Annotated in this window: 20 protein-coding genes and 2 pseudogenes; 10 read left to right on the top strand and 12 right to left on the bottom strand. The window is 69.0% G+C overall.

From position 1 onward, the window contains the following. Positions 1–56 precede the first annotated feature (56 nt). The 4 genes from AS188_RS10420 to AS188_RS10405 are packed head-to-tail and all read right to left on the bottom strand — an operon-like array spanning position 57 to position 5,157. Complete coding sequence (locus AS188_RS10420) at positions 57–1,106, bottom strand: sugar ABC transporter permease (protein ID WP_236944964.1); 1,050 nt, start codon at positions 1,104–1,106, stop codon at positions 57–59. Between the two features lies 1 nt (position 1,107). Beyond that, positions 1,108–2,742 (bottom strand): ABC transporter permease subunit, encoded by a 1,635-nt coding sequence (locus tag AS188_RS10415; protein ID WP_058858789.1) that lies wholly within the window; start codon positions 2,740–2,742, stop codon positions 1,108–1,110. Further along, a complete protein-coding gene (locus AS188_RS10410; protein ID WP_083529397.1) occupies positions 2,742–3,962 on the bottom strand; it encodes a sugar ABC transporter substrate-binding protein in 1,221 nt (406 codons plus the stop codon). Before AS188_RS10410 ends, AS188_RS10415 begins: the two co-directional genes overlap by 1 nt. A gap of 58 nt (positions 3,963–4,020) precedes the next feature. Continuing rightward, positions 4,021–5,157, bottom strand: coding sequence for an ABC transporter ATP-binding protein (locus AS188_RS10405; protein WP_058858787.1), 1,137 nt, complete (start codon positions 5,155–5,157; stop codon positions 4,021–4,023). Positions 5,158–5,451: 294 nt separating this feature from the next. Here AS188_RS10405 and AS188_RS10400 point away from each other — a divergent pair, with 294 nt between their 5' ends. From AS188_RS10400 to pyk, 5 genes are all read left to right on the top strand, one after another. Continuing rightward, positions 5,452–7,179: a glycoside hydrolase family 13 protein gene (locus AS188_RS10400; protein ID WP_058858786.1), complete on the top strand. Its 1,728-nt coding sequence runs from the start codon at positions 5,452–5,454 to the stop codon at positions 7,177–7,179. Beyond that, positions 7,140–8,201 (top strand): LacI family DNA-binding transcriptional regulator, encoded by a 1,062-nt coding sequence (locus AS188_RS10395; protein ID WP_058858785.1) that lies wholly within the window; start codon positions 7,140–7,142, stop codon positions 8,199–8,201. Before AS188_RS10400 ends, AS188_RS10395 begins: the two co-directional genes overlap by 40 nt. Positions 8,202–8,385: 184 nt before the next feature. Further along, positions 8,386–9,114, top strand: a complete 729-nt coding sequence (gene ppgK, locus AS188_RS10390) for a polyphosphate--glucose phosphotransferase (RefSeq protein ID WP_236945121.1) — start codon at positions 8,386–8,388, stop codon at positions 9,112–9,114. Positions 9,115–9,262: 148 nt separating this feature from the next. Continuing rightward, positions 9,263–10,294: a 6-phosphofructokinase gene (locus AS188_RS10385; protein WP_058858784.1), complete on the top strand. Its 1,032-nt coding sequence runs from the start codon at positions 9,263–9,265 to the stop codon at positions 10,292–10,294. Positions 10,295–10,518: 224 nt separating this feature from the next. Then, entirely contained in the window at positions 10,519–11,997 is a 1,479-nt protein-coding gene (pyk, locus tag AS188_RS10380) for a pyruvate kinase (protein WP_058858783.1), read from the top strand. A 244-nt stretch (positions 11,998–12,241) separates the two neighbouring features. Here the strand turns inward: pyk and sufU are convergent, their stop codons facing one another. The 4 genes from sufU to AS188_RS10360 all read right to left on the bottom strand — a co-directional run bounded on the left by sufU (position 12,242) and on the right by AS188_RS10360 (position 15,358). After that, positions 12,242–12,703 (bottom strand): Fe-S cluster assembly sulfur transfer protein SufU, encoded by a 462-nt coding sequence (gene sufU / locus AS188_RS10375; protein ID WP_058858782.1) that lies wholly within the window; start codon positions 12,701–12,703, stop codon positions 12,242–12,244. Then, positions 12,700–13,998, bottom strand: coding sequence for an aminotransferase class V-fold PLP-dependent enzyme (locus AS188_RS10370; RefSeq protein ID WP_058858781.1), 1,299 nt, complete (start codon positions 13,996–13,998; stop codon positions 12,700–12,702). Before AS188_RS10370 ends, sufU begins: the two co-directional genes overlap by 4 nt. Next, positions 13,995–14,270 carry a hypothetical protein gene (locus tag AS188_RS10365; RefSeq protein WP_058858780.1) on the bottom strand — a complete coding sequence of 92 codons (276 nt, stop codon included), beginning with the start codon at positions 14,268–14,270 and terminating at the stop codon, positions 13,995–13,997. Before AS188_RS10365 ends, AS188_RS10370 begins: the two co-directional genes overlap by 4 nt. A 125-nt stretch (positions 14,271–14,395) precedes the next feature. Continuing rightward, positions 14,396–15,358, bottom strand: coding sequence for a nitrilase-related carbon-nitrogen hydrolase (locus tag AS188_RS10360; protein ID WP_058858779.1), 963 nt, complete (start codon positions 15,356–15,358; stop codon positions 14,396–14,398). Between the two features lie 49 nt (positions 15,359–15,407). Here AS188_RS10360 and AS188_RS10355 point away from each other — a divergent pair, with 49 nt between their 5' ends. Continuing rightward, complete coding sequence (locus tag AS188_RS10355) at positions 15,408–16,352, top strand: LysR substrate-binding domain-containing protein (RefSeq protein WP_058858778.1); 945 nt, start codon at positions 15,408–15,410, stop codon at positions 16,350–16,352. Between the two features lie 455 nt (positions 16,353–16,807). Here AS188_RS10355 and AS188_RS10350 read toward each other — a convergent pair. From AS188_RS10350 to AS188_RS17505, 3 genes and pseudogenes are all read right to left on the bottom strand, one after another. Next, positions 16,808–17,777, bottom strand: a pseudogene (locus tag AS188_RS10350) (IS3 family transposase); the annotation flags it as partial. Between the two features lie 14 nt (positions 17,778–17,791). After that, positions 17,792–18,871: an IS110 family RNA-guided transposase gene (locus AS188_RS10345; RefSeq protein WP_058859876.1), complete on the bottom strand. Its 1,080-nt coding sequence runs from the start codon at positions 18,869–18,871 to the stop codon at positions 17,792–17,794. A 221-nt stretch (positions 18,872–19,092) separates the two neighbouring features. Then, positions 19,093–19,248, bottom strand: a pseudogene (locus AS188_RS17505) (transposase); the annotation flags it as partial. 135 nt (positions 19,249–19,383) lie between these two features. On the opposite strand from AS188_RS17505, the gene AS188_RS10335 reads away from it, so the two are divergent. Continuing rightward, entirely contained in the window at positions 19,384–20,631 is a 1,248-nt protein-coding gene (locus tag AS188_RS10335; RefSeq protein ID WP_058857610.1) for an IS256 family transposase, read from the top strand. On the opposite strand, the gene AS188_RS16935 is transcribed toward AS188_RS10335, so the two are convergent. Next, on the bottom strand, positions 20,621–20,794 hold the full coding sequence (locus AS188_RS16935) for a hypothetical protein (RefSeq protein ID WP_157570925.1): 174 nt from the start codon (positions 20,792–20,794) through the stop codon (positions 20,621–20,623). The genes AS188_RS10335 and AS188_RS16935 overlap by 11 nt on opposite strands. Before the next feature lie 165 nt (positions 20,795–20,959). On the opposite strand from AS188_RS16935, the gene AS188_RS16520 reads away from it, so the two are divergent. The 3 genes from AS188_RS16520 to AS188_RS10315 all read left to right on the top strand — a co-directional run bounded on the left by AS188_RS16520 (position 20,960) and on the right by AS188_RS10315 (position 23,689). Then, positions 20,960–21,768, top strand: a protein-coding gene (locus tag AS188_RS16520; protein ID WP_371212492.1) for an IS5 family transposase whose coding sequence is annotated in 2 segments (ribosomal slippage) — positions 20,960–21,281 and positions 21,281–21,768 — 810 coding nt in all. Because the reading frame shifts where the segments join, the coding sequence is not laid out codon by codon here. A gap of 185 nt (positions 21,769–21,953) precedes the next feature. After that, positions 21,954–22,925 (top strand): helix-turn-helix domain-containing protein, encoded by a 972-nt coding sequence (locus tag AS188_RS10320; RefSeq protein ID WP_083529394.1) that lies wholly within the window; start codon positions 21,954–21,956, stop codon positions 22,923–22,925. A gap of 182 nt (positions 22,926–23,107) precedes the next feature. Then, positions 23,108–23,689 carry a flavin reductase family protein gene (locus tag AS188_RS10315; protein ID WP_058858776.1) on the top strand — a complete coding sequence of 194 codons (582 nt, stop codon included), beginning with the start codon at positions 23,108–23,110 and terminating at the stop codon, positions 23,687–23,689. Positions 23,690–23,706 lie beyond the last annotated feature (17 nt).

Raw genomic sequence — 23,706 nt, 5'->3', positions numbered from 1 at the left:
CGGGGCCGGGGCGGGACCGGTCGTGCACGGCCGACCGGTGCCGCCCCGGCCGGACGTCAGCCCTTCACGGCGCCGCCAGTGAGTCCGGAGACGATGTAGCGCTGGAGGAACAGGAACAGCGCGACCACCGGGATCGCCGCCAGGATGGCCCCTGCGGTGAAGACCCCCCAGTTCTCGCCGAACTGCACGGAGACGAACTGGTAGAGCCCCACGGCCAGGGTGTACTTGTCGGGGTCCTGCAGCACGATCTGGGCGAGCAGGAAGTCGGAGAAGGACGCGATGAAGGACAGCATGCCGACCACAACGAGGATGGGGGTGACCAGGGGCAGGATCATGGTCCAGTAGATCTGGGCGTGCGAGGCGCCGTCGAGGGTGGCCGCTTCGTCGAGGTCCTTGGGGATGGTGTTGAAGAAGCCGTACATGAGGAACGTGTTCGCCCCTAGTGCTCCTCCCAGGTACACGGCGACCAGTCCCAGCCGGGAGTTCAGGCCCAGGAACGGGTAGACCTCGGAGATGGCGAAGAGCAGCAGGAAGATCGCCACGAACGCCAGCAGCTGCGGGAACATCTGGATGATCAGCAGGGCCAGCAGCCCGCCCTTGCGGGAGCGGAACTTGAACCGGGAGAAGGCGTAGGCCGCGGCCGCACCCATGAGCACGGTGCCCACGGCCGTGGTGACCGAGACGAACATCGAGTTGGCGAACCAGGTGAGGTACGGGTTCTGCGGATCGGTGAGCAGGTTCGTGTAGTTGGCGCCGGTCACGTCGGAGAACAGCCGGTTGGACCCCAGCAGCGACCCCGAAGCGGACAGGGACGCCGAAAACGCGTAGACCAGCGGGAAGAGGGCGAAGACGCAGGCGGCGATCGCGGCCAGGTGCTTCCACCCGCCGCGGGCGAAACGCTGCCCGGCGCTGCGGCGGGGGCGCCCCGGACCGGTGGACCCTCCGGTCCGGGGTCCCACCGGGGCCAGAGAGTCGGTGGGCTGGATCATGTTCGATGTGCCGGTGGACGGAGCGGCCGTGGCCGCGGCCCAGGGGGCGCGGTCCGAGCCGTTGGTGCCGTCGTGGCCGGGGCGGTCGCCCGGGGTGGGCGTGGTGGGAGTGGACATGTCAGCTGATCTCCTCGAGAGCCTTGCTGCGGCGGAACGTCAGCGCGGAGATGACGGCCACCATGATGAAGATGAGGATGGACAGGGCCGAGGCCAGTCCGTAGTCGTTGGTGCCTCCGGCGAAGGCGATCTTGTAGACGAACGAGATGAGGATGTCGGTGGCGCCCACTCCGGTGGTGGACTCCACGTCCTGGGGCCCGCCGCCGGTGAGCAGGTAGATCACGTTGAAGTTGTTGAAGTTCATGGCGAAGGACGCGATGAGCATCGGGCCGACCGCCACCATGAGCATGGGCAGGGTGATCGACCCGAACTGACGGACCGGTCCGGCCCCGTCCATCTCGGAGGACTCGTAGATCTCGCTCGGGATCGACTGCAGGGCGCCGGTGGTCACGAGGAACATGTACGGGAAGCCCAGCCAGAGGTTGACCAGCAGCAGCGAGATCCTGGCCAGCCAGGGGTTGTCCAGCCAGGGAACTCCGGCGCCGCCCAGCAGGATCTCGTTGACGAAGCCGTAGTCGGTGTTGAGCAGACCTGCCCAGATCAGGATGGACAGGAACGCGGGGAAGGCGTACGGCAGGAAGATGATGGCCCGGTAGACGTTCCGGAACCTCAGCTTCTCGTCGTTGAACAGGATCGCCAGGAGCAGGCCCAGGAAGAAGGTCAGTACCACGGACATGATGGCGAAGGTGAAGGTCCACAGGGTCACCGAGACGAACGGGCCGCCCAGGACGGCCGGGTCGAAGATCGCCGCGAAGTTGTCCAGGCCCACGAAGACCCGCCAGCCCGGCCGCAGGGCCTCGCCCTCGGGTCCGACGAAGGCGCCCTCCCCGTTGTTCGCGTACACGGTGCCGTCGTCGGCGACCATCGCGTCGGCCGCCTCGTCGTGGACGAGCGTGGACTCGTACACGTAGGCGGTCCGGCCGTCGTCGGTGCGCAGTGCGGCGTCGTCGGCCTCCTGTCCGCTCACGGGCACCCGGAGGTCGGTCAGCTCGTCGGCGGCCGCCACGACGCCGCCGTAGTCGAGCACCTCGTAGCCGGGCGCCTCGACGACGCGGTCGTCCGTGACCGTGGCGTCCTCGAGCGGGGCCAGCGGCTGATCGGCGGCGCCCACGAGCACCTGGTCGTCCTGCACGGTGGCCAGCGCAAGTCCGTCATCGCCCTCGAGGACCGTGACGGGGTACGCCTGGGAGCCCTCGACCCGCTGCTCGTAGGTGGTGGTGAGCTGGCTGATCGCCGCCGTCTTGGTGGCGTTGTGTCCGTCACCGTAGTTGGTGAACGCCGTGGCGGCGGTGTAGAGCACCACGAAGATCTGGAAGATCAGCAGGAAGATCAGCCCCGGGTAGAGGTACTTGGCGGGCAGGATCTTCCGGCCGGGCAGGAAGTAGACGAGGTCGGCCACGATCAGGGCCAACGCCAGGAAGGCCAGGATGCCCCAGCTGCCGGCGGCCCAGGCCGCGAGGATGCCGTAGAGGCCGAACGCGTTGATCAGCGCCATCAGGACCAGCTTGACCACGAAGCCCAGGCCGAATCCCCGGGAGTGCGAGTTGCGCAGGTCCAGGGGCGCGCCGAGCCCGGCACCGCCCCCCGCCTCGCCGGGGGCGGCGGTGGTGCCCCGTGCGGTGATGTGCGTGCTCATCAGATCTGTCCTTCGATGTTGTCGATCATGCGGTCCCACAGCTCCACGGGGTTTCCGCGGCCGTTGATGATGGCGTTCTCCGTGGTGCCCCAGAAGCTCCACACCGCGCCCATCTCGGGGATGGCCGGCATGGGCAGGCCGGTCTCGGCGATCTCGGCGTAGGCGGCGCGCAGCGGGTCGCCCTGCATGCGGTCGATCGCCACCTGGCTGGCCGGGGGCCGGCCCGTGCTCTCATACATGGCCGTCTGCGACTCCGGGCGGGTCAGGTAGTTGGCGGCGAAGTCCTGGGCCGCGACCGGGTTGGGGGCGTTGGCATTGACGAAGAACGCCCGGACGCCCACGAACGGGCGTGCTTCCTCGTCCCCGGCCGGCGGCACGGGCAGGACGCTCACGTCCATCCCGGCGGCCTCGACGTCGGTGAGCTCCCACGGCCCGCCCAGGTGGAAGGCGGACTCGCCGTTGAGGAAGGACTCCTTGGCGATGTCCGGGGTCATGGAGGTCTGCAGGTCCCCGGTCTGTCCGAGGTCCTGCAGGTAGCGGGCGAACTCGTGGCCGTCCTCGCCCCCCATGGTGAGGTTGCTGGTGTACTCCCCTTCCGCGGTGCGCTCGAAGACCTCGGCCCCGAAGGAGGTCTGCAGGGCGTAGAGGTGGTAGGGGTCGCCGGCCTCGGGCGACTGGCTCACCGTGAAGGGGTACTCGATCCCCCGCTCCTCCATGAGCCGGTGCCCGATCGCGCGCAGCTCGTCGAACGTGGCGGGGTCCTGGGCGGTGAGGTCGTTGTTGCGCAGCAGCGCCACGTTCTCGATCGCGTACGGCACCCCGTAGCTCACCCCGTTGTAGACGACGGCCTCACGGGCGTTCTCGGTGAAATCCTCCGCCCGGTCTCCCATCTCCACGGGGGCCACCACCCCGTTGGCGGCGAGCTGGCCGAGGTTGTCGTGCGGGGAGACGATGATGTCCGGGGCCTGCCCCGTGGGGGACTGGGAGATGAAGTTGGAGATCGCCTGCGCGTTGATCTCCCGCTGGACGAACTCCACCTCCACCCCGGTGTCGGCGGTGAAGCTGTCAGCGACCTGCTCCAAGGCCGGGATCTCGTCCTCGCCCGCCTGGATCTTGATGCTGCCCGGTCCGCCGGCCAGGCCGGCCGTGGGTGCCGACGCGCAGCCGGCGAGCAGGATCGCGGCACCGACGGCTCCGGCCGCCCGGTGAGTCTGTTTCATGGTGGGGTTCCTCATCATTGTCCGTAGTCAGTCGGCGGCGTGAGCGTGGGATCCGGAGTCAGTCGGGCAGGCGTCGGCCGGTGGCGGCGTCGAAGAGGTGCACGTGCTCCAGGTCCGGGGCGACCCAGATGGTGGTCCCGGCCCGCGGCGGAGTGCGGCCCTCGACCCGGACGATGAACTCGTGGGTGGTGGGGTCGTCGGCGGTTCCGGTGGTGGCGTCCACGGGCACGATCGTGTTGGCGGCGGTGACCGGGGCCAGGTGGCCGTAGACGAAGGCGTCCGCTCCCAGTTCCTCGACGACGTCGGCGACGATCGGCAGCCCGGTGCCCTCACTGGCCCGGTGCAGGTCCTCGGGGCGGATCCCCACTGACACCTGGGACCCGGTCACGGCCGACCGCTGGGCGCCTGTCAGCGGAATCCGCACCGTGCCCAACTGGGCCCCGGCCTCGGTGACCGGCACCCGGAAGAGGTTCATCGCAGGCGACCCGATGAACCCGGCCACGAACTCCGTGGCCGGCCGGTCGTAAAGCCTGCGCGGGGTGTCGACCTGCATCAGCAGCCCGTCCTTGAGCACCGCCACCCGATCGCCCATCGTCATCGCCTCGACCTGGTCGTGGGTGACGTACACCGTGGTGACCCCCAGCCGGCGGGTCAGCGAGGCGATCTGGGTGCGGGTCTGCACCCGCAGCTTCGCGTCCAGGTTCGACAGCGGCTCGTCCATCAGGAACACCTGCGGGGACCGCACGATCGCCCGGCCCATCGCCACCCGCTGGCGCTGCCCGCCGGACAGGGCCTTGGGCTTGCGGTCCAGGTAGTCGGTGAGGTCCAGGATCTTGGCGGCCTCCTCGACCCGGGCTCGACGTTCGGCGGCGTCGATCTTGGCGATCTTCAGGGCGAAGCCCATGTTCTCGGCCACGGTCATGTGCGGGTACAGGGCGTAGTTCTGGAAGACCATCGCGATGTCGCGGTCCCGGGAGGGAACGTCGGTGACATCGCGGTCCCCGATAAGGATCCGCCCTCCGGTCACCTCCTCCAGTCCGGCCAGCATCCGCAAGGTGGTGGACTTCCCACACCCCGACGGGCCGACCAGGACGAGGAACTCCCCCTCGGCGATCTGAAGGTTCAGGTCGGACACCGAGGGGCGCTCGGCCCCGGGGTACTGGCACGTGACATGGTCGTAGGTGACGGCAGACATGATGGCGATTCCTTTCGAAGGCTCCCCGACTCTGGGAGTCCGCGGTGGTACGATCTCAGATCGGCCCCGGTGATTCGTCGACGACTCTGGCACCCACGCTCATGAGCAGAAACACGGCACGGAGCAGGAAACCGGGAACGTCTGACTGCAAGGCGTGGAGATTAGTAGTGAGTCAGATCACCACCGTAAGCGATTACACATCGGCCGTCTAGACCTGCGGTGATAGTTGTTAAATCAGTACCGACGATGTGACAGCGCTTCCAGATTCGGCCCTTGCACTCTACGATGGAGTTCATGTCCACGACCTCCCCCGCGCTGCAGTCCCTGCGCCTCACACCCGTCCACGCCCGCGACCAGGAGCCGAAGTGGTGGCGCTCCTCGGTGATCTACCAGGTGTATCCCCGCTCGTTCCGGGACCTCGACGGGGACGGCGTCGGTGACCTCGCCGGCATCACTGCCGAGCTGGGACAGCTGGCGGAGCTGGACATCGACGCGATCTGGCTCTCCCCCTTCTACCCCTCCCCGCAGCGCGACGGCGGCTACGACGTGAGCGACTACTGCGACGTCGACCCCTCCTTCGGCACCCTCGCGGACTTCGACGCGCTGGTCTCGGCCGCGGACGCGCTGTCGATCCGGGTGATCATCGACCTGGTGCCCAACCACTGCTCGCAGGAGCATCTCCTGTTCCGGCAGGCCCTCGCGGCGGGTCCCGGCGCCCCGGAGCGCGACCTGTTCGTCTTCCGGGACGGCCGCGGCGCGTCCGGGCAGCTGCCCCCCAACAACTGGCAGTCCCACTTCGGGGGCCCGGCCTGGACCCGGGTGACCGAGCCCGACGGGCAGCCCGGCCAGTGGTACCTGCACCTGTTCGACTCGTCGCAGCCCGACTTCAACTGGGACAACGAGCTGGTCCGCCAGGAGTTCGAGCGCGTGCTGCGCTTCTGGCTCGACCGCGGCGTCGCCGGCTTCCGGGTGGACGTGGCGCACGCCCTGATCAAAGCCGAGGGCCTGCCCGACTGGGGAGGACGCGCCGACGGCGGGAGCATTCCGGGCTACCCCTTCACCGACGCACCGATGTTCGGCCAGCCGCAGATCCACGACATCTACCGCCGCTGGCGCGAGGTGCTCGCGGAGTACGACGGCGAGCGGATCCTGTGTGCCGAGGCCAGCGTGGAGCCGCTCACGCGCCTGGCCGACTGGGTGCGCCCGGACCAGATGCACCAGACCTTCAACTTCTCCTACCTGGCGGCGCCGTGGGACGCCGCGGAGCTGCGCCGGATCATCACCACCTCCCTGGAGGCCTTCGACGCGGTCGGAGCACCCACCACCTGGGTACTGTCCAACCACGACGTCGTACGGCACACCACCCGTCTGGGGCTGCCCGAGAACGTGTCCCGCCCGGGCGACGGCCTCGGGCCTGAGGACGCGCAGCCGGACCACATCCTGGGCACACGTCGGGCGCGCGCGGCGTCGCTGCTCATGCTGGGCCTGCCGGGCGGGGTGTACCTGTACCAGGGGGAGGAACTCGGGCTACCCGACCACACGACCCTGCCCCACGGCTTCCGGCAGGATCCCACGTATCACCGCACCGGTGACGACCGGATCGGGCGCGACGGCTGCCGGGTACCACTGCCGTGGACCACCACCGGGGGCTCCCTCGGATTCAGCGCCACCGGCGAGTCCTGGTTGCCGCAGCCCGCCGACTGGTCGGAGCTCTCGCGCGAAGCACAGCGGGAGGACCCGGCCTCCACACTGTCCCTCTACCGTGCCGCCCTGGCGTTGCGACGAGCCCATGGGCTCGGTGCCGGCTCGCTGGCTTGGGCCGAGGATTTCACCGGGCAGGGCTGCCTCGGGTTCGTCAACAACGACGTGCTGGTGCTGCTCAACATGGGCACCACCGCGGTGGAACTGCCGGAGCTGCCGATCCTGCTCCGCAGCGACTCCGGGACGGCTGCGCCCCGTATTCTGAGCCCGGAGGAGTGCATATGGCTGAGCCTGGACGACCCCGGGATCACGGGGCCTTGAACCCCCCGCGGCTCCAAGACGTCGCCGACCGGGCCGGGGTGTCTACGGCCACCGTCTCCCGCGCGCTCAGCGGCAGAGGGCATGTGTCCTCCCGGGCCCGGGCGAAAGTGCAACAGGCCGCGCACGAGCTGGGTTTCGTCGTCTCCTACCACGCCTCGAGCCTGGCCAGCGGTCGCAGCCGCAACATCGGGGTGGTGCTGCCCTACGTCGACCGGTGGTACTTCTCCACGGTCCTGGAAGGAGCGGCCGGAGCTCTCATGGACGCCGGATACGACCTGTCCCTCTACAACTTCGAGGGCGACCGCTACCGAGAGACCGTCCTGACCGACTTCCTGCTGCGCAAGCGGCTCGACGCCGCCGTGGCGGTCTCCTTGTACCTGGACCCGACCGAGACGGCCCAACTGCTTGCTGCCGGCATCCCCCTCGTCGGGGTCGGAGGCCCGCTGGAGGGTGTGCCCACCATCAGCATCGACGACCTCGACGTTGGGCGCCGCGCGACCGAGCACCTCATCGGGCTGGGCCACCGGCGGATCGCCCACATCGGCGGCGTCAATGAGCACGGTCGTTACTTCGCGATGTCCAGAGGACGACGCGCCGGCTATGAGCACGCACTGGCAGGGGCGGGTCTGCCCGTCGATCCTGCGTGGTCGCTCGTGTCCGACTACACGTTCACCGATGCCTACCAGCGCGCCAAGAACTTTCTGGCGGACCCCACCAGCCGCCCCACGGCGATCTTCGCCGCCTCCGACGAGATGGCCGCCGGAGCGATCTTGGCCGCCAGGGACCTGGGCCTCACCGTGCCCGGGGACCTGTCGGTCATCGGCGTTGACGCCCACCCCATCGGGGAGGCCTTCGGCCTGACGACCATCGACCAGCACGCCCGGCAACAGGGCACCCGCGCTGTCGACCGGCTCCTCGAACACCTGGCTGGAAAGAACAACGAGCCCACGAACGAGGTCCTCCCGGCCCACTTCGTCGTGCGTTCCTCCACGGGACCGGCCACCGACCCGGCAAACGCCTGACCCACCCGGCTCACGCCGGCTGCCGCCCGGTGCCACTCATCACGACACAGGACTTTGGAGACCCATGCCCCTGCTGAGCACCGACGAGACCACCACGTCTTCTTCAACTACCTGGTCGACCCTGCACCGCCACCACATCGGCGTCGATATCGGCGGTACCGCCATCAAGTACGCCGTCATAGACATGGCCGACGGCCGGCCCACCACCCCCGTCCAGCAGCTACCCACCCCCCTGGGCGCCTCACCCGAAGACGTCGCGGAGGTGCTCGGTGTGCTCCTCGAGCGGCTGCAGTCCCGCCCGCATGCCCCTGACCCGGCGGCCAGTGTCGGAGTAACCCTGCCCGCCATCGTCCGCCGCGGCGTGGCCCGGTCCGCCGCGAACATCGACAGCGCCTGGATCGGCCTGGATGCTGAGCAATTCCTCACCGACCGGCTCGGCCGCACCGTGCACGTGCTCAACGATGCCGACGCGGCCGGGCTGGCCGAAGTCCGCTACGGTGCCGGGCGAGGAACCGATGGACGCCCCACCCCCGGCACGGTGCTGATCCTGACCTTGGGCACAGGGATCGGCTCGGCCCTGTTCGTCAACGGGCAGCTGGTGCCGAACCTGGAACTGGGCCACCTGGAGCTCGACGGCACCAAGGCGGAGACCCGAGCCTCAGCCGTGGCCCGCGAACGCGAAGTCCTGGACTGGCCCGAATACGCCCGGCGCCTCCAGCGCTACCTCTCCCACCTGGAGTTCCTCTTCTCCCCCGACCTCCTCATCGTGGGTGGCGGGATCTCGGCCCGGCACGAGGACTTCCTCCCACACCTGCACCTGGAGACTCCGATCGTCCCCGCGCAGCTGCGCAACGCTGCTGGCATCATCGGCGCCGCCCGCCACGCCTACATCGCGGCACCGTCCCGGCACTAGCGGGAGCACCGACCGCGCTTTGCTCCCCTCCGCAGGCGTCCGAGGCCCACTGCCTCTCCCTCTCTTTCATGCCCACAACCACATCCGCTAAACGCTGACAGGCGGCGGGTCCTCACGCCTACGCCCCCTCACCTTGCAAGGAGACTGAATGAAGATCGGACTGTTGACCAGTGGCGGGGACTGCCCCGGGCTCAACGCGGTGATCCGCGCCGCGGTGCTGCACGGGATCAAAACCTACGGCCACGAGTTCGTGGGCTTCCGTCACGGCTGGCGCGGGGTGCTCGAGGGCAACATCATGGATCTACCCCGCACGAGGGTGAAGGGTCTGGCCGGGGAGGGCGGCACCATCCTGGGGACCTCCCGCACCAACCCTTACGACGGCCCCGGGGGCGGGCCCGAGCGCATCGCCGTGATGCTCGAGCGCCACCACATCGACGCGATCGTGGCCATCGGCGGGGAGGGCACCCTGGCCGGGGCCGCCCGGCTGGCCGAGGCCGGGCTGCCGGTGGTGGGGGTCCCCAAGACCATCGACAACGACCTGGCCGCCACCGACTACACCTTCGGCTTCGACACCGCCGTGGCCATCGCCACCGACGCCATGGACCGGCTGCGCACCACCGGGGAGTCCCACCACCGGTGCATGGTCGCCGAGGTCATGGGCCGCCACGTCGGGTGGATCGCCCTGCATTCGGGGATGTCCGCCGGCGCCCACGCCGTGCTGATCCCCGAACAGTCCGTGTCCATGGACCAGGTCTGCACCTGGGTCTCCGAGGTGCACGAGCGCGGCCGCTCCCCCCTGGTCGTGGTCGCCGAGGGCTTCATCCCCGAGGGCCACGACGAGGTCCTGGCCGCCCACGGTGCCGAGCAGAACGGCCGCCCGCGCCTGGGCGGGGTCGGGGAGTACATCACCGAGCAGATCGAGGCGGCCACCGGGATCGAGACCCGCAACACCACCCTGGGCCACATCCAGCGCGGCGGGGCACCGACCGGCTTCGACCGGGTCCTGGCCACCCGCTTCGGCCTGGCCGCCGTGGACCTCGTCTCGGACAAGGGCTGGGGGCAGATGGTCGCCATCCGCGGCACCGACATGATCCGGGTCCCCTTCGCCGAGGCCCTCGACGGGCTCAAGACCGTCCCCCAGTACCGCTGGGACGAGGCCAAAGTTCTCTTCGGCCGCTGAGAACAACTGTGGATTTCCACCGCGGAGCAACAGCGCCGAGCTACCGACTGAGCACAGTCCGACTCCGCACCTGGAGGAATCCGGAACAAATAGCGGCTCCACCGGCGCCCCCGCACAGCCAACCCGTCGGGCACCAAGCACGAGTATCCCGGCCACACAGGTGGTGGTCTGTCCCCTTCTCTGTATCCCTCTCCCCTCAATACTGACGACAGGAAGTCCCCCCTATGCGACGAGCGAAGATCGTGGCCACGATCGGCCCGGCCATCTCCTCGTACGAGAACCTCTCCCAGGCGATCCGGTCCGGCATGAACGTGGCCCGGCTCAACATGAGCCACGGCGACCACTCCGTGCACGACTCCTCCTACGAGAACCTGCGGCGCGCCTCGGCGGACGCCGGGCAGACGGTCGCGATCCTCGCGGACCTGCAGGGACCGAAGATCCGGCTCGGCCGCTTCGCGGACGGCCCGCACGAGCTGCTCCCCGGCGACGTGTTCTCCATCACCGTCGAGGACGTCGAGGGCACGCCGAGCCTGTGCTCCACCACGCACAAGGCCCTGCCGGGCGACGTCAACGTGGGCGACCCGCTGCTCATCGACGACGGCCGGGTGGCGCTGCGCGCCACCGCCGTCTCCGACACCACCGTCACCACCGAGGTGGTCGTGGGCGGGGCGGTGTCCAACAACAAGGGCATCAACCTCCCCGGGGTGGCCGTGAACGTCCCGGCCCTGTCCGACAAGGACGAGGACGACCTGCGCTGGGCCCTGCGCCGCGGCGTGGACCTGATCGCCCTGTCCTTCGTGCGCGACGCCAAGGACATCGTCCGGGTGCACGAGATCATGGACGAGGAGGGCCGGCGGCTGCCGGTGATCGCCAAGATCGAGAAGCCCCAGGCGGTGGACTCCCTGCACGAGATCATCGACGCCTTCGACGGCATCATGGTCGCCCGCGGGGACCTGGGCGTGGAACTGCCGCTGGAGCAGGTCCCGATCGTGCAGAAGCGCGCCATCGAGCTCGCCCGGCGCTGGGCCAAGCCCGTGATCGTCGCCACCCAGGTGCTCGAGTCGATGATCGACAGCCCCCGCCCCACCCGGGCCGAGGCCTCCGACTGCGCCAACGCCGTGCTCGACGGCGCCGACGCGGTCATGCTCTCCGGGGAGACCTCGGTCGGCAAGTACCCGATCGAGACGATCGAGACGATGGCCCGCATCATCGAGGCCACCGAGTCCCAGGCCCTCGAGCGCGTCCCGGCCCTGGGCACGGAACCGCGCACCCGCGGCGGTGCGGTGACCCGCGCCGCGGTGACCATCGCCCGGCAGCTCGACGTCAGCTACCTCTGCACGTTCACCCAGTCCGGGGACTCCGCCCGCCGGCTGTCCCGGCTGCGCCCGGCCCACCCGATCCTGGCGTTCACCCCGGAGCCCCTCGTCACCGCACTCATGTCCCTGCTGTGGGGGGTGCAGCCCATCCAGGTCGCGAAGGTCGACCACACCGACGAGATGACCCGGCAGGTCGACCTGCACCTGCAGGAACAGGGCCTCGCGGGCAAGGACGACCTCGTGGTGATCTGCGCCGGCTCGCCCCCCGGGGTCGCCGGCACCACCAACCTCGTCAAGGTCCACCGCGTGGGCGACGTCGCAGACGCCGGAGAGCTGCTGGGCAGCGGGCAGCGGCGCGAACGGGTCGGCCCCTGGCGGGAAGCCTGAGCCGGCACGGGCAAGGAGGCGCCACCCATGCCGAAGACACCCACCACACCACCCGATACGGATGCCCGCTGAAGGCACCTCTACCGCAGCACGGTCCGCCGCTAACAAGCCATATGTAAAGCGAGTAATCTGCGCCTGAACGCCTAAACGGTGAGGTCCTGAGCAACCACGGAGAGGCATGGTTGTTCAGGCCGTCGCGGGGCGGCAAGTGCAAGCAGGGTCAGACGGTGGTTCCGGCCCGGACCTAGACCGCCCGCCCGAGGGATTCCTCGGCGGCGACCCAGCCGAGCATGGCGCACTTGACCCGGGCCGCGAAGCGGGAGACCCCGGCGAAGGCCGCGGCGTCGCCGAGCAGTTCCTCGTCCGGCTCCACGGTGCCCCGCGACCGCAGCAGCTCCCGGAACGCCCCGATCAGCCCGAGCAGCTCGGCCCGGGTCAGGCCCGGTGCCGTCTCGGCCAGCACGGAGGCCGCGGCCATGGAGATCGAGCAGCCCTCGCCCTCCCAGCTGAGCCGCTCCACCGGCTCCCCGTTCTCGGGGCCGGTCGCGAGCTCGACGCGCACGGTGATCTCGTCGCCGCACGTGGGGTTGTACTGGTGCGACTCGCCCACGGCGTGACCGGGGGCCGGGGCGGCCAGGCCCTCCCCGGTCCGGCGTTTGGCGTGGTCGAGGATGACCTCCTGGTAGAGCGCGTCCAGGCCGCTCACCGGGCGCTCCCCACCCCGAAGTAGGGGCGGACCCCGGCCAACTCGTCCAGGAACCGGTCCACCTCGGCGGTGGTGGTGTAGAGGTAACCGCTGGCCCGGGTCGAGGCCGTCAGTCCCAGGGACCGGTGCAGCGGCTGAGCGCAGTGGTGGCCCACCCGCACGGCCACCCCGGCGGAGTCCAGCACCTGCCCGACGTCGTGGGCGTGCACCCCCGCCACGTCCACCGCGGCCAGACCCACCCGTTCCGCACCCGGGGGCGGGCCGATCAACCGGACCCCCTCCAGTTCGGCGAGACCGGCCGCGAGCCGCTGCCCCAGCTCGTGCTCGTGAGCCGCGACCCGCTCCATCCCGATGCCCTGCAGGTAGCGCACCGCCTCGGCCAGGCCCACGGCCTGGGCGACCCGCTGGGTGCCGGCCTCGAAGCGGGTCGGAGCCGGCAGGTAACGGGCGGACTCCATCGTGACCTTCGTGATCATGGACCCGCCGGTGAGGAACGGCGGCATCGTGTCCAGCAGCTCGGACCGCCCCCACAGCGCCCCGATGCCGGTGGGCCCGAGCATCTTGTGCCCGGAGAACACCGCGAAGTCGACCCCCAGGGCGGGCAGGTCCACGGGCAGGTGCGGCACCGACTGGCAGGCGTCCAGCACCGTGAGCGCCCCAGCCTCCCGGGCCAGGCCCACGAGGGCCGCGACGTCGGTGATCGCCCCGGTGACGTTGGAGACGTGGCTGAAGGCGACCACCTTCGTCCGGGCCCCGATCACCTGACCGGCGGCCTCGTAGTCCAGCAGCCCCTCCTCGTCCACGGGGATCCAGCGCAGGCTCGCCCCGGTGCGGGCGGCCAGCTCCTGCCACGGGATGAGGTTGGCGTGGTGCTCGGCCTCCGTGGTGACGATCTCATCACCCGGGCCCAGCCCGAAGCGGGCGGCCTCCTGGCCCCCGCGTCCGGCCGAGGCGTTGGAGAAGGAGTAGGTGATCAGGTTGATCGCCTCGGTGGCGTTGGAGGTCCACACCAGCTCCCGCTCGGTGGCCCCCACGAAGCCGGCCACCACCCGGCGGGCCTCCTCGTAGGCGTCGGTGGCCTCCACGGCCAGGGCGTGGGCGCCGCGGTGGACCGCGGCGTTGCGGTGCAGGTAGAAGTCCCGCTCGGCGTCCAGGACGGCCAGGGGCTTCTGCGAGGTCGCCCCCGAGTCCAGGTAGACCGACGGGCTGCCGGCCAGCAGCGGGAAGTCCTCCCGCAGCGCACGCACCTCGGGATCGGTCAGGGGCGCCACGGTGGGGGCGGTCGACGAAGTCACTGGGGGTTCTCCGGGGAGGCTGCCGGGCCGTCCTCGGGGCGGCGGGGACGTAGATAGGTGCGGCCGGAGGCGTCCTTCTCCGTGACGTATTCCTGCTGCAGGTTCTGGTACCACTGTTTGGTCTGCTCGCTGGGCTGGTCCTGGCCCCGCAGGTCGCGGGGGCTGCGCACGGCGGGGCCGTAGAAGCGCATGGCGAAGTCGTCGAAGCGGCGGAAGAGGCTGCGCTTGGGCTGGTTGGACTCTTCGCCGTTGGGGCGGGGACTCTTGCTCATGGTGTTCCTCAGGGTGGGTGCTCGTGGGGTGCTTCGGGTGGGCGCACGGAGCGGGCACGGGGTTTCCGCCGGCCGGTGCCGCGCTGGGCCCGCAGTGGTGGTGGGCAGATGGCTAGAGACAGATGTCAGGCCCGGTTCTGTCCGTTCGCCGGGATGAGGGTGCTCTCGGTGCGGACGGGGGCACGGGAGGTTGCGTCCACGGTCAGGGTGAAGACGTCCGGGCGGGCGTAGTGGCCGACCGTGTCCAGGTCGAACTTCGCCCGGGGCAGCTCGTCGAGGTTCAGATCGGCGACCAGCACACCATCGGTGCCGCGCAGCGGCCCGGCCAACACCTCCCCCAGGGGGGAGACGATGGTGGAGCCCCCGCCGATGAGAACCGTCTCCTGGTCGTCGCCCTGGACGGGGTGTACGTCGGAGGGTAGATCCGCCCGGGTCAGATACTGGTTGGCGCTGAGCACGAAACACCGCCCCTCCAGGGCGATGTGGGTCATGCTGGCCTGCCACTGGTCCCGATCGTCCACGGTGGGTGCGCACCAGATCTGCACGCCTTTGGCGTACATCGCCTGACGGAACAGCGGCATGTAGTTCTCCCAGCAGATCGCCGCCCCCAGCACCCCCACCTCGGTGGCCACCGCGGGCATCGTGGAGCCATCGCCGACACCCCACAGATAGCGTTCGGCGGCGGTGGGCATGAGCTTGCGGTGGGTGGCCACCAGCCCCTGGGCCGGGGTGAAGAACAACGCGGTGCAGTACAGGGTGGACCCGTCACGCTCGATCGCCCCGACCACCAAATGGGTGCCCAGCTCGGCGGCCAACCCGGCCAGGTGCTCGGTCTCGGGCCCGGGCACCTGCACGGCAGCGGCGAAGTAGCGACCGAACAGCTCCCGGCCTTCGGGGGCCCGGGTTCCGACGGTGATCCCGAAGTCCAAGCCCTTGGGGTAGCCGCCCAGGAAGGCCTCCGGGAGCACGATCAGTTCGGCCCCCTGGTCGGCGGCTTCCCGGATGTACCGTTCGGCCCGCTGAAGGGTGGCCGCGGTGTCGAACAGGACGGACCCGGCCTGCACGACGGCCGCTCGCACGGTTGTCATACCCAAAAGTGTCCTCCGCCCCCCATCAGAAGGGAAACTAATATGGGCGATGATGAACATCGACGAACGTGATTTCCGCAAGGTGGACCTCAACCTGCTGGTGACCTTCGAGGTCCTCATGCGCGAACGCCACGTCACCCACACCGCCCACGCACTGGGGATCAGTCAGGCCGCCGCCAGTGCCGCCCTGGCCCGGCTGCGCCGGCTCTTCGGGGATGAACTGTTCGTGCGCACCAAGGACGGGATGGCCCCGACCCCCAAGGCCCAAGAGATCGCCCCGCGCATCCGGTGGGCGCTGCGGGAACTGTCCGGGGTGCTCTTCGAAGAGGCCGTCTTCGACCCGGCCGACAGCGACCGGGTGTTCGTGCTGGCGATGTCCGACGATGTGGAGGCGCACCTGTTGCCGCGGGTCCTGCAGCGGCTGCAGGCCGAGCGGCTGGGCGTGTCCGTGCTGGTGCGCCAGTCCAACCGCTACACCGTCGAGTCCCTGCTGGCGGAGGGATCCGTGGACCTGGCGATCGGGGCTCTGCCCGGGCTGCCCGCAAGCTTCCACCGGGAGGAGCTGTTCACTTCCGGCTACGCCTGCCTTTACGACGGTGCCCGGCTGGGTCTGGGCGCCCCGCTGCCCCTTCAGGACTACCTGGCACTGCCGCACCTGCTGGTTTCCTACGACGGGCGCCGCGGGATCGTCGATGAGCTGCTCGAGGCCCGAGGGCTGCGCCGGCGGATCATCGGCTCCACGACCCACTTCGCCGGGGCCCTCACCCCGCTGCGCACCGCCGACGTGGTCGTCACCCTCCCCCACCACGCCGCCGCCGCCTTCGCCGCGGCCACCGCACTGACCCTGTCGGAGCCCCCCATCCCCACACCGCGGTTCCCGGTCTCGATGACCTGGACCCCTCAGCGCGAGAACGACCCCGCCCAGCAGTGGCTGCGCACCTTCGTACGTGGGTGCCTCACACCCGTCAGTCAAGAAATACCGTTGCAACGCTGAACTCTTAGGCGACCGGTAGCGAGACGTGTTGAGGCAGGACGAGTAACTTCCTGCCACGCCGGCAGATCAGTCGCTGGGGCGGCCGTGCGTGCACCTCCAGCGCCCGAGTCTCAACCCACAACCATGCGACGCCTTCGCCGACGAAGAGCCCCGGTGCACGACCCCGCGCCGTTCCATACCTCAGCTGTACGCGCGAATCTCTCATTAAACGAGAGTTCTCCATGCTGTCCTGCGTGAACGATGCCGGCGTCACGAGCTCGCCGATCCCACCGGTCCGCCGCGCACCCTGTTGCCACCTGGGCAGACGCCCGTAGGCAGAGTGGGACGAGTTCTCGCACCTGTTTCTACTCGTCCTACTTAGTGACCAGTAACCGGCCATATGTAAAGCGATAATGCGTCCCCGTTGATTCCTGCCACGGTTCTGCGATTGAACCGTCACGGCTTCTCTGCCGTCTTCATACGGGCTGCGCCGCCGGCTGGGGCGCAGTGATCTGATCGTAGTGGGCGGCCTCGAACTCGGCAGGCGGGACGTTGCCGAGGCTGGAGTGCAGCCGGCGGCTGTTGTACCAGTCCACCCAGGCCAGCGTGGCGTACTCGACGTCGCTGACGGTCTTCAGTGGTGCCCTCACGAACGGGCCCGGGCGGATGCACTCGGTCTTGTACAGACCGATGATCGACTCCATGAGGCAGTTGTCGTAGGCGTCCCCGACCGAACCGATCGACGGGGCCATCCCCTCCAGGGCCAGGTGCTCGGTGAAGCGCAGCGCCGTGTACTGGGACCCGGCGTCGTGGTGATGGATCAACCCCTCCGGCAGCACCAGGCCCTGACGGGTCCGGTCCCACCGGCCCATTCGCAGGCAGGTGAGCACCAGATCCGTCGTGCGGGTCGTGGCCACGTTCCAGGACACGATGCGCTCTCGCGAAGACATCGACGATGAAGGCGACGTAGACGAATCCGGCCCACGTGCGCACGTACGTGAAGTCGGCGACCCACACGGTGTTCGGGGCCGCGGCGGTGAAGTTGCGGTTGAGCAGATCCGACGCCCGCGTCCCATCCTTGGCCGGGATCGTGGTACGCACCCGCCGCCCTCGGACCACCCCGGCCAGCCCGAGGGAGCGCATCAGTCGATCCACCGTGCAGTGGGCCACCACCAGCCCACACCGGCGCAGGTACGCGGTCATCTTCCGCCGGCCGTAGAGCCCTTCCGGGGTGCCCACGGTGGCCAGCAGCGCATCCATGACGATCGCGTCGCTGACCGTGCGCGAGGCAGGCTGCCGACCGGGCTGCTTCCAGGATCGATAGGTTCTCGCGGCGACCGGCACGCCCTGCTCGCGCAGGACCGCGCAGATCGACTCGACCGCATAGCCTTCGGCCCTCATCTGGTCGATGAACCCGGCGATCAACGATTGCGGGGGTCGAGCTCCCCGATGCTCCTATGTCAAGCAGCAACCTCGAAAACTGGTTCCGGACCAGGGCGATTCCTGAGGTCGATTGGTGACTCCTTGGCTTTCTCATCGGCGCGCAGAGCGGCAAAGACTCGGTCCGAGATCCTCCGTCGTAGCAGTCGCATCGCTTCGGTGTGGGTCTTGCCGCGGGCCAATTGCTTGGCCACGTAGTCCGCTCCTTCGTAGCCCAGCCTCTGCTGAGTCACGGCAGCCATGTGCAGGGCGGTGTTGATCGTACGATTGCCGCCACGGTTGAGACGGAACCGCTCGTGGTTGCCGGACCATACCGGGATCGGGGCGGTGCCGTTGAACCGGGCGAAGGCGTCCTTTGAGTGGAAGCGCACAGCCCCGGCAGTCTCTCCGACAATCGTCGCCGCACCGAGCACCCCGAGACCGTCCACGGCCAACAGGTGCGGGTACTCGGTGCGCACCAGTCGCCCCAGCCGCGCCTCGAGCTCGTTGATCCGCCGGGTCAGGCTGACGATCTCGGCGATCATGTCCCCGGCGATCTCGACGACCACCCCGTCCCTGCCGGCCAGCTGCTCTTGCAGGGAGTCCAGGACGCAGTAGCGGCGCAAAGCCCGGGAAGGGACCTCGATGGCCGGATCAATCTCGTGCAGGAACCACCGCAGTTTCGACTGCAGGGCCGAGCGCCGGACGACCATGGACCGACGGTGGTCGGCCAGCAGCTTCAGATCGCGTTCCGGACCGGCCAGCACCGCGGTCGGCAGATCCTCCTCGCGCAGAGCGACGCGGGCGACGGCCTCAGCGTCGATCGGATCGGACTTGCCGCGTTCCCTGGCCCCGCGGCGCATGCCGGCCATCAACCGGGTGTGCACCCGCACGACCTGGTGGCCGGCCAGCAACAAGTCGACCTCCAAGGCGCGTGAGAGATGCCGGCAGTCCTCCACCGCTACCTTCACCGCGCCCTGGGAGCTCAACCATGCCAGGACCTTCTCGTGGCCGCTGGGCCGGGCCTCGACGGTGAGCTCCTGGAGTCTTCGCCCGAGCCCGTCCACGGCGACCAGGGTGTGGGTGTTCTTGTGGGTGTCGATCCCCACGACGGTGACCATGGCTACCTCTGCGTGCTCCTCGTGCCTGATCGAAAGGCAGGACGAGCCCCCGGCGGGCACGCCTCAATCGGACGCCGAACAGCGCACGCTCCTATCAGGCCACACCCGGACCTCGCCCGGCCGGACCGGCGGGGCGGCACATCGCGGACAAGCCCACCAGAATCGAGGGCAGCGAATAAACGAGCCAACCCCGCCGGCACTTCCTACGATGACATTGACGCGAAGAAAATCGAGGCCTTGCGCAGGATCTCGTTGGCCTCGCGCAACCGTTTGTTCTCGGCCTTGAGCCGCTTGATCTCCTCGGCCTCGGCCGTGGTGACTCCATCCCGGTCCCCGGAGTCGATCTCGGCCTGACGGACCCAGTTGCGCAACGTCTCCCGCCCCAGATCCAAGTTGAGCCCCCGATAGTGGTGTAGCGCGGTGGCCCTGCTCGTCGTCCCGGACGAGAGCGCGGCCACCGTGAGATCTTTCGAGTTCACCTCTCACAGCACCCTCGAAAGGACATCATCACGATGACCGCTCCTCATATTGTCGACCCTGCCGGCCTGCTCGGCGAAGCCCTGACCGAAGCCTCCCCGGACTTGATGCGGACCCTGCTGCAGACAGTGATCAACGCGCTGCTCTCCGCCGACGCGGACGCGGTGGTCGGCGCCGAGTGGGGCAGACCCGCTCCCGAGCGGGTGACCCAGCGCAACGGGTACCGGCACCGCGACCTCGACACCCGGATGGGTACGATCGACGTGGCCGTCCCGAAGCTGCGCGCTGGCACCTACTTCCCGGAATGGCTGCTCGAGCGCCGCAAGCGGGCCGAATCCGCCCTGATCACCGTGGTCGCCGACTGCTACCTCGCCGGGGTCTCGACCCGCCGGATGGACAAGCTGGTGAAGACCCTGGGCATCAACTCCCTGTCGAAGTCCCAGGTCTCCCGAATGGCCACCGACCTCGACGAGCACGTGGAGTCCTTCCGCCACCGGCCCCTGGGCGAGGCCGGGCCGTTCACCTTCGTGGCCGCCGACGCACTGACCATGAAGGTCCGCGAGGGCGGGCGGGTGGTCAACGCGGTCGTGCTGCTGGCCACCGGGGTCAACGGCGACGGCCACCGGGAGGTCCTCGGGATGCGGGTGGCCACGGCCGAGACCGGGGCGGCCTGGAACGAGTTCTTCGCCGACCTCGTCGCCCGGGGACTGGGCGGGGTCCGGCTGGTCACCTCTGATGCCCATGCCGGGCTCAAGGACGCGATCGCCGCGAACCTGCCCGGTGCCGCCTGGCAACGGTGCCGCACCCACTACGCGGCCAATCTCATGTCGATCTGCCCGAAGAGCATGTGGCCGGCCGTCAAAGCCATGCTGCACAGCGTCTACGACCAGCCCGACGCCACCGCCGTGAACGCCCAGTTCGACCGCCTCATCGACTACGTCACCGAGAAGCTCCCGGCGGTGGCCGAGCACCTGGCCAATGCCCGGGAGGACATCCTCGCCTTCACGAGCTTCCCCAAGGACGTCTGGGCGCAGATCTGGTCCAACAACCCTGCCGAGAGGTTGAACAAGGAGATCCGGCGCCGCACCGACGCGGTCGGGATCTTCCCCAACCGCGCAGCCATCGTCCGCCTCGTCGGCGCGGTGCTGGCCGAGCAGACCGACGAATGGGCCGAGGGCCGCCGCTACCTCGGCCTGGAGGTCCTCACCCGCTGCCGGCTCACCACCGTCGCCGACACCGGAAGCGAGGTGAGCCCCGACCCCCTGACCGCCCTCACCGCCTGATCCCCGCACGAAGGATCGCTACACCACTCCCGGGGGCTTGACCCAGATCCAGCTGCTGACCGATCTGCTGACAGGCCACCGTCAGCGACGGATAGTCCTGCTGGTGCTCGCGCACCATGCGCACCGCTCGAGCCTTGAACTCGGCGTCGTACTTCTTGGGCATGTCCTCATCCTTCATCGAAAGGAAGCGGCATCAAACCCGTGACGGTTCATCGTGGGAAGTGGCCGGTAGTTCGCCTTAGACCTGGTCTCAAAACCTGATCGGTCGTTGCCCACCTGCCTGGGAACGGTCCACAGTGCCTGCATGACGACGAGGACGCAGTCGTGGATGGTCGATGACCGTCTGTGGGAGCTGATCGCCCCGCTGATCCCACCCCAGCCACCACCTCGAGGGCCCGGGGGGCGACCCCGGATCGAGGACCGGGCGGCACTGGAGGGGATCCTGTTCGTGCTGCACACCGGGTGCCGTTGGCGGGACCTGCCCCCGGCCCTGGGCTGCGGGTCCGGGCACACCGCCTGGCGCCGGCTCAGGCAGTGGCAGGGGGCCGGGGTGTGGGAGAAGCTGCACCGGGCAGTGCTCGAGGAGCTCTCCGAGCAGGAGATCCTCGACTGGTCGCGGGCCAGTATCGACGCGGTGTCCGTACGTGCCAAAAGGGGGGCGAGCTGACCGGCCCGAACCCCACCGACCGCGGGAAACCGGGGACGAAGTACCACCTGCTCACCGACGCGGCCGGGCTGCCCCTGCATGTGCTGGCCTCAGCCGCAAACGTCCACGACAGCAAACTCTTCGAGCCGTTGCTGGAGACCAACCCGAGTGTGCGTGGCCGGCGAAGGCGTCCGGGGCGGCCCCGCCGCCGGCCGGAGAAGCTGCACGCGGACAAGGGCTACGACTACCCGAGGTGCCGCCGCTACCTGCACCGGCGAGGCATCAAGGTCCGGATCGCCCGGCGCGGAATCGAGGCCAAGACCCACCTGGGCCGGCACCGCTGGGTCGTGGAGCGCACCATCTCCTGGGTCCTGCGGTTCAAGCGTCTCGGGATCCGTTACGACCGCACTGCAGCCACGCTGCTCCCGCTGCTCTTGCTCGCCGTCACGCTCATCAACTTCCGCCGACTGCGTCAGGTAGAAGAGTTATGAGACCAGGTCTTATGCAAAGTAGAGGACCGCCAGGTTTGCTTGCCCCTTCCTCGGTGTTCCGCATGGGGCCGTCCCGCCAGGCTCGGCCAGGAAGGCTTAATGACCTTGCAGTGGATTGAAGTCCCCAAACTCTCTATAACTGTGGGAGTGCCGTAACTCACACATCCATCAGAGGGGGTGATGCCGTGACGGAGCCGCAGGAGGCTTCTTCGTCCTCGGGCTTGGTCCATTTCACTACAGCCCAGATTCCGGCCGGTCACCGTATCGAGTACTGGGAGTCCCACAACGCCAAGGCGCTCATCGGACTGGACATCCGCACCCTGGAAAACACGCCCCTGGCGGCCGAGGAGGTCAACCTCTACTTCCCCGCCCTGCGGTTCGCCGGGGTGAAGGGCTCGTCCCAGATCGTGGAGCGATCCGCTCGGATCATTGCTGAGCATCCCACCGGGGATGTGGCGATGTTCTTCGCGTTGAGTGGGGAGGCCTTCTTCTACCACTCCGCGGGAATGATCATGCTCAAGCCCGGCCAGGCGGTGCTCTACGACGCTGATCGGCCGTTCGTGCGCGGCTTCGCCCGGGGCCTTCGTGAGCTGGTGCTCACAATCCCTCGGGAAGAATATGTGCGCTTGACGCGCGGGAAGCCCCTGAAGGAGCCAGTGGTCTTCGACTTCGCCACCGGCTCCGGCTCCCCGGGTAAGGACCCGGCTGCCACGAGCCTGGCTTCCCTGATCAACTCCGCCTTGCGCCGGCCGCAAGATGACCCGCATCGGGTGGAACAGGAGGCCTTCAGCCTGATGGAACGGCTGCTGGCCCGCGCGGTCGGCAACGACAGGGACTCGGCGTATCGACGGGCCATGCAGGAGATCGAACGCCGCTACGCCGACATCTCACTGGGTCGGGCGCAAGTGGCACTAGCGGCGGGGGTGAGTGAACGTCAACTCTCCCGTCTGTTCGCTGCGCAGGGTGAGACCTTCGCCGAGCATTTGCAGACCCACCGGTTGCAGGCGGCGGAGGCGTTGCTGGTTTCCGAGCCCCGCACACCGGTCGCCGAGATCGCCCGGCGCTGCGGGTTCACCTCACCCTCGCACTTCTCCCGATCCTTCAAGGCCCGCACCGGGGTGACTCCGCTGGAGTTGCAGCGCGCCACCGAGGCGTAGAGCACGTACCGATTCCCTCACCGTCTCAATGCGGTGGCCGGAGATATCGCGATTGTCTGCACGGGACATCGCCTGTCCCGTGCGGGACAGACCCTGGGCCCTTTTCACGTGACGCAGAACACTCTTGGGTACGACCTGATTGCACCGCTTTCGGGTGCACACCCCAGGAGGAGGACGCTTCCATGACTGAAACCGCAGCCACCGAACGACCGGCGCCGGCCATCGATTCCCGGCAGCTGCGCACGGCGTTCGGCAAGTTCGCCACCGGGGTCACCGTGGTGACCTGCCGCACCCCCGACGGCACCCCACACGGGGCGACCGTCAACGCTTTCACCGCGGTATCCCTGGATCCGCCGCTGGCCCAGGTCACCCTTATCCGCGGCAACAAGGCCTCCCAGTACCTGGAGGACGCCCCGTTCGCGATCAACATCATGGCCGCCGACCAGCTGAGGACCTGCCTGCACTTCGCCGGCAAGCCCATGAAGGACGCCCCGCGGTGGCGCTCCGAGGAGGGCATCCCGGTCCTGGAGGGCAACGCCGCGACCATCGAGTGCAAGCCCTGGAAAATCTACGACGGCGGCGACCACCTCATCGTCATCGGCGAGGTCACCGCCCTGGAGATCAACGACGTCGAACCCCTGCTGTTCGTCTCCGGGAAGTTCCGGGAGGTCGGCGGCTTCTCCGGCGGCAGCCCCTGGGAGGGCTGCGGCGACAGCCTGGCCACCGGCTGGTTCGAGGGATCCACCTCGTTCCGGTCCTTCTGACCCCTTGCCCACATCCC

Origin of the sequence: Kocuria flava (assembly GCF_001482365.1) — a bacterium.
In the GTDB taxonomy this organism is placed as follows: Bacteria; Actinomycetota; Actinomycetes; order Actinomycetales; family Micrococcaceae; genus Kocuria; species Kocuria flava.
Note: the sequence above shows the minus strand (reverse complement) of the source record. Positions and strands in the feature narration are given on the sequence as shown.

Coding starts and splice junctions, on each gene's coding strand:
- AS188_RS10420 (WP_236944964.1), bottom strand. CDS start 1,106: ATGTCCACTCCCACCACGCCCACCCCGGGCGACCGCCCCGGCCACGAC.
- AS188_RS10355 (WP_058858778.1), top strand. CDS start 15,408: ATGATGAACATCGACGAACGTGATTTCCGCAAGGTGGACCTCAACCTG.
- ppgK (WP_236945121.1), top strand. CDS start 8,386: ATGGCCGACGGCCGGCCCACCACCCCCGTCCAGCAGCTACCCACCCCC.
- AS188_RS10365 (WP_058858780.1), bottom strand. CDS start 14,270: ATGAGCAAGAGTCCCCGCCCCAACGGCGAAGAGTCCAACCAGCCCAAG.
- AS188_RS10415 (WP_058858789.1), bottom strand. CDS start 2,742: ATGAGCACGCACATCACCGCACGGGGCACCACCGCCGCCCCCGGCGAG.
- AS188_RS16935 (WP_157570925.1), bottom strand. CDS start 20,794: ATGCCCAAGAAGTACGACGCCGAGTTCAAGGCTCGAGCGGTGCGCATG.
- AS188_RS10395 (WP_058858785.1), top strand. CDS start 7,140: ATGGCTGAGCCTGGACGACCCCGGGATCACGGGGCCTTGAACCCCCCG.
- AS188_RS10335 (WP_058857610.1), top strand. CDS start 19,384: ATGACCGCTCCTCATATTGTCGACCCTGCCGGCCTGCTCGGCGAAGCC.
- AS188_RS10360 (WP_058858779.1), bottom strand. CDS start 15,358: ATGACAACCGTGCGAGCGGCCGTCGTGCAGGCCGGGTCCGTCCTGTTC.
- AS188_RS10345 (WP_058859876.1), bottom strand. CDS start 18,871: ATGGTCACCGTCGTGGGGATCGACACCCACAAGAACACCCACACCCTG.
- AS188_RS10315 (WP_058858776.1), top strand. CDS start 23,108: ATGACTGAAACCGCAGCCACCGAACGACCGGCGCCGGCCATCGATTCC.
- AS188_RS10405 (WP_058858787.1), bottom strand. CDS start 5,157: ATGTCTGCCGTCACCTACGACCATGTCACGTGCCAGTACCCCGGGGCC.
- AS188_RS10400 (WP_058858786.1), top strand. CDS start 5,452: ATGTCCACGACCTCCCCCGCGCTGCAGTCCCTGCGCCTCACACCCGTC.
- AS188_RS10385 (WP_058858784.1), top strand. CDS start 9,263: ATGAAGATCGGACTGTTGACCAGTGGCGGGGACTGCCCCGGGCTCAAC.
- pyk (WP_058858783.1), top strand. CDS start 10,519: ATGCGACGAGCGAAGATCGTGGCCACGATCGGCCCGGCCATCTCCTCG.
- AS188_RS10410 (WP_083529397.1), bottom strand. CDS start 3,962: ATGAAACAGACTCACCGGGCGGCCGGAGCCGTCGGTGCCGCGATCCTG.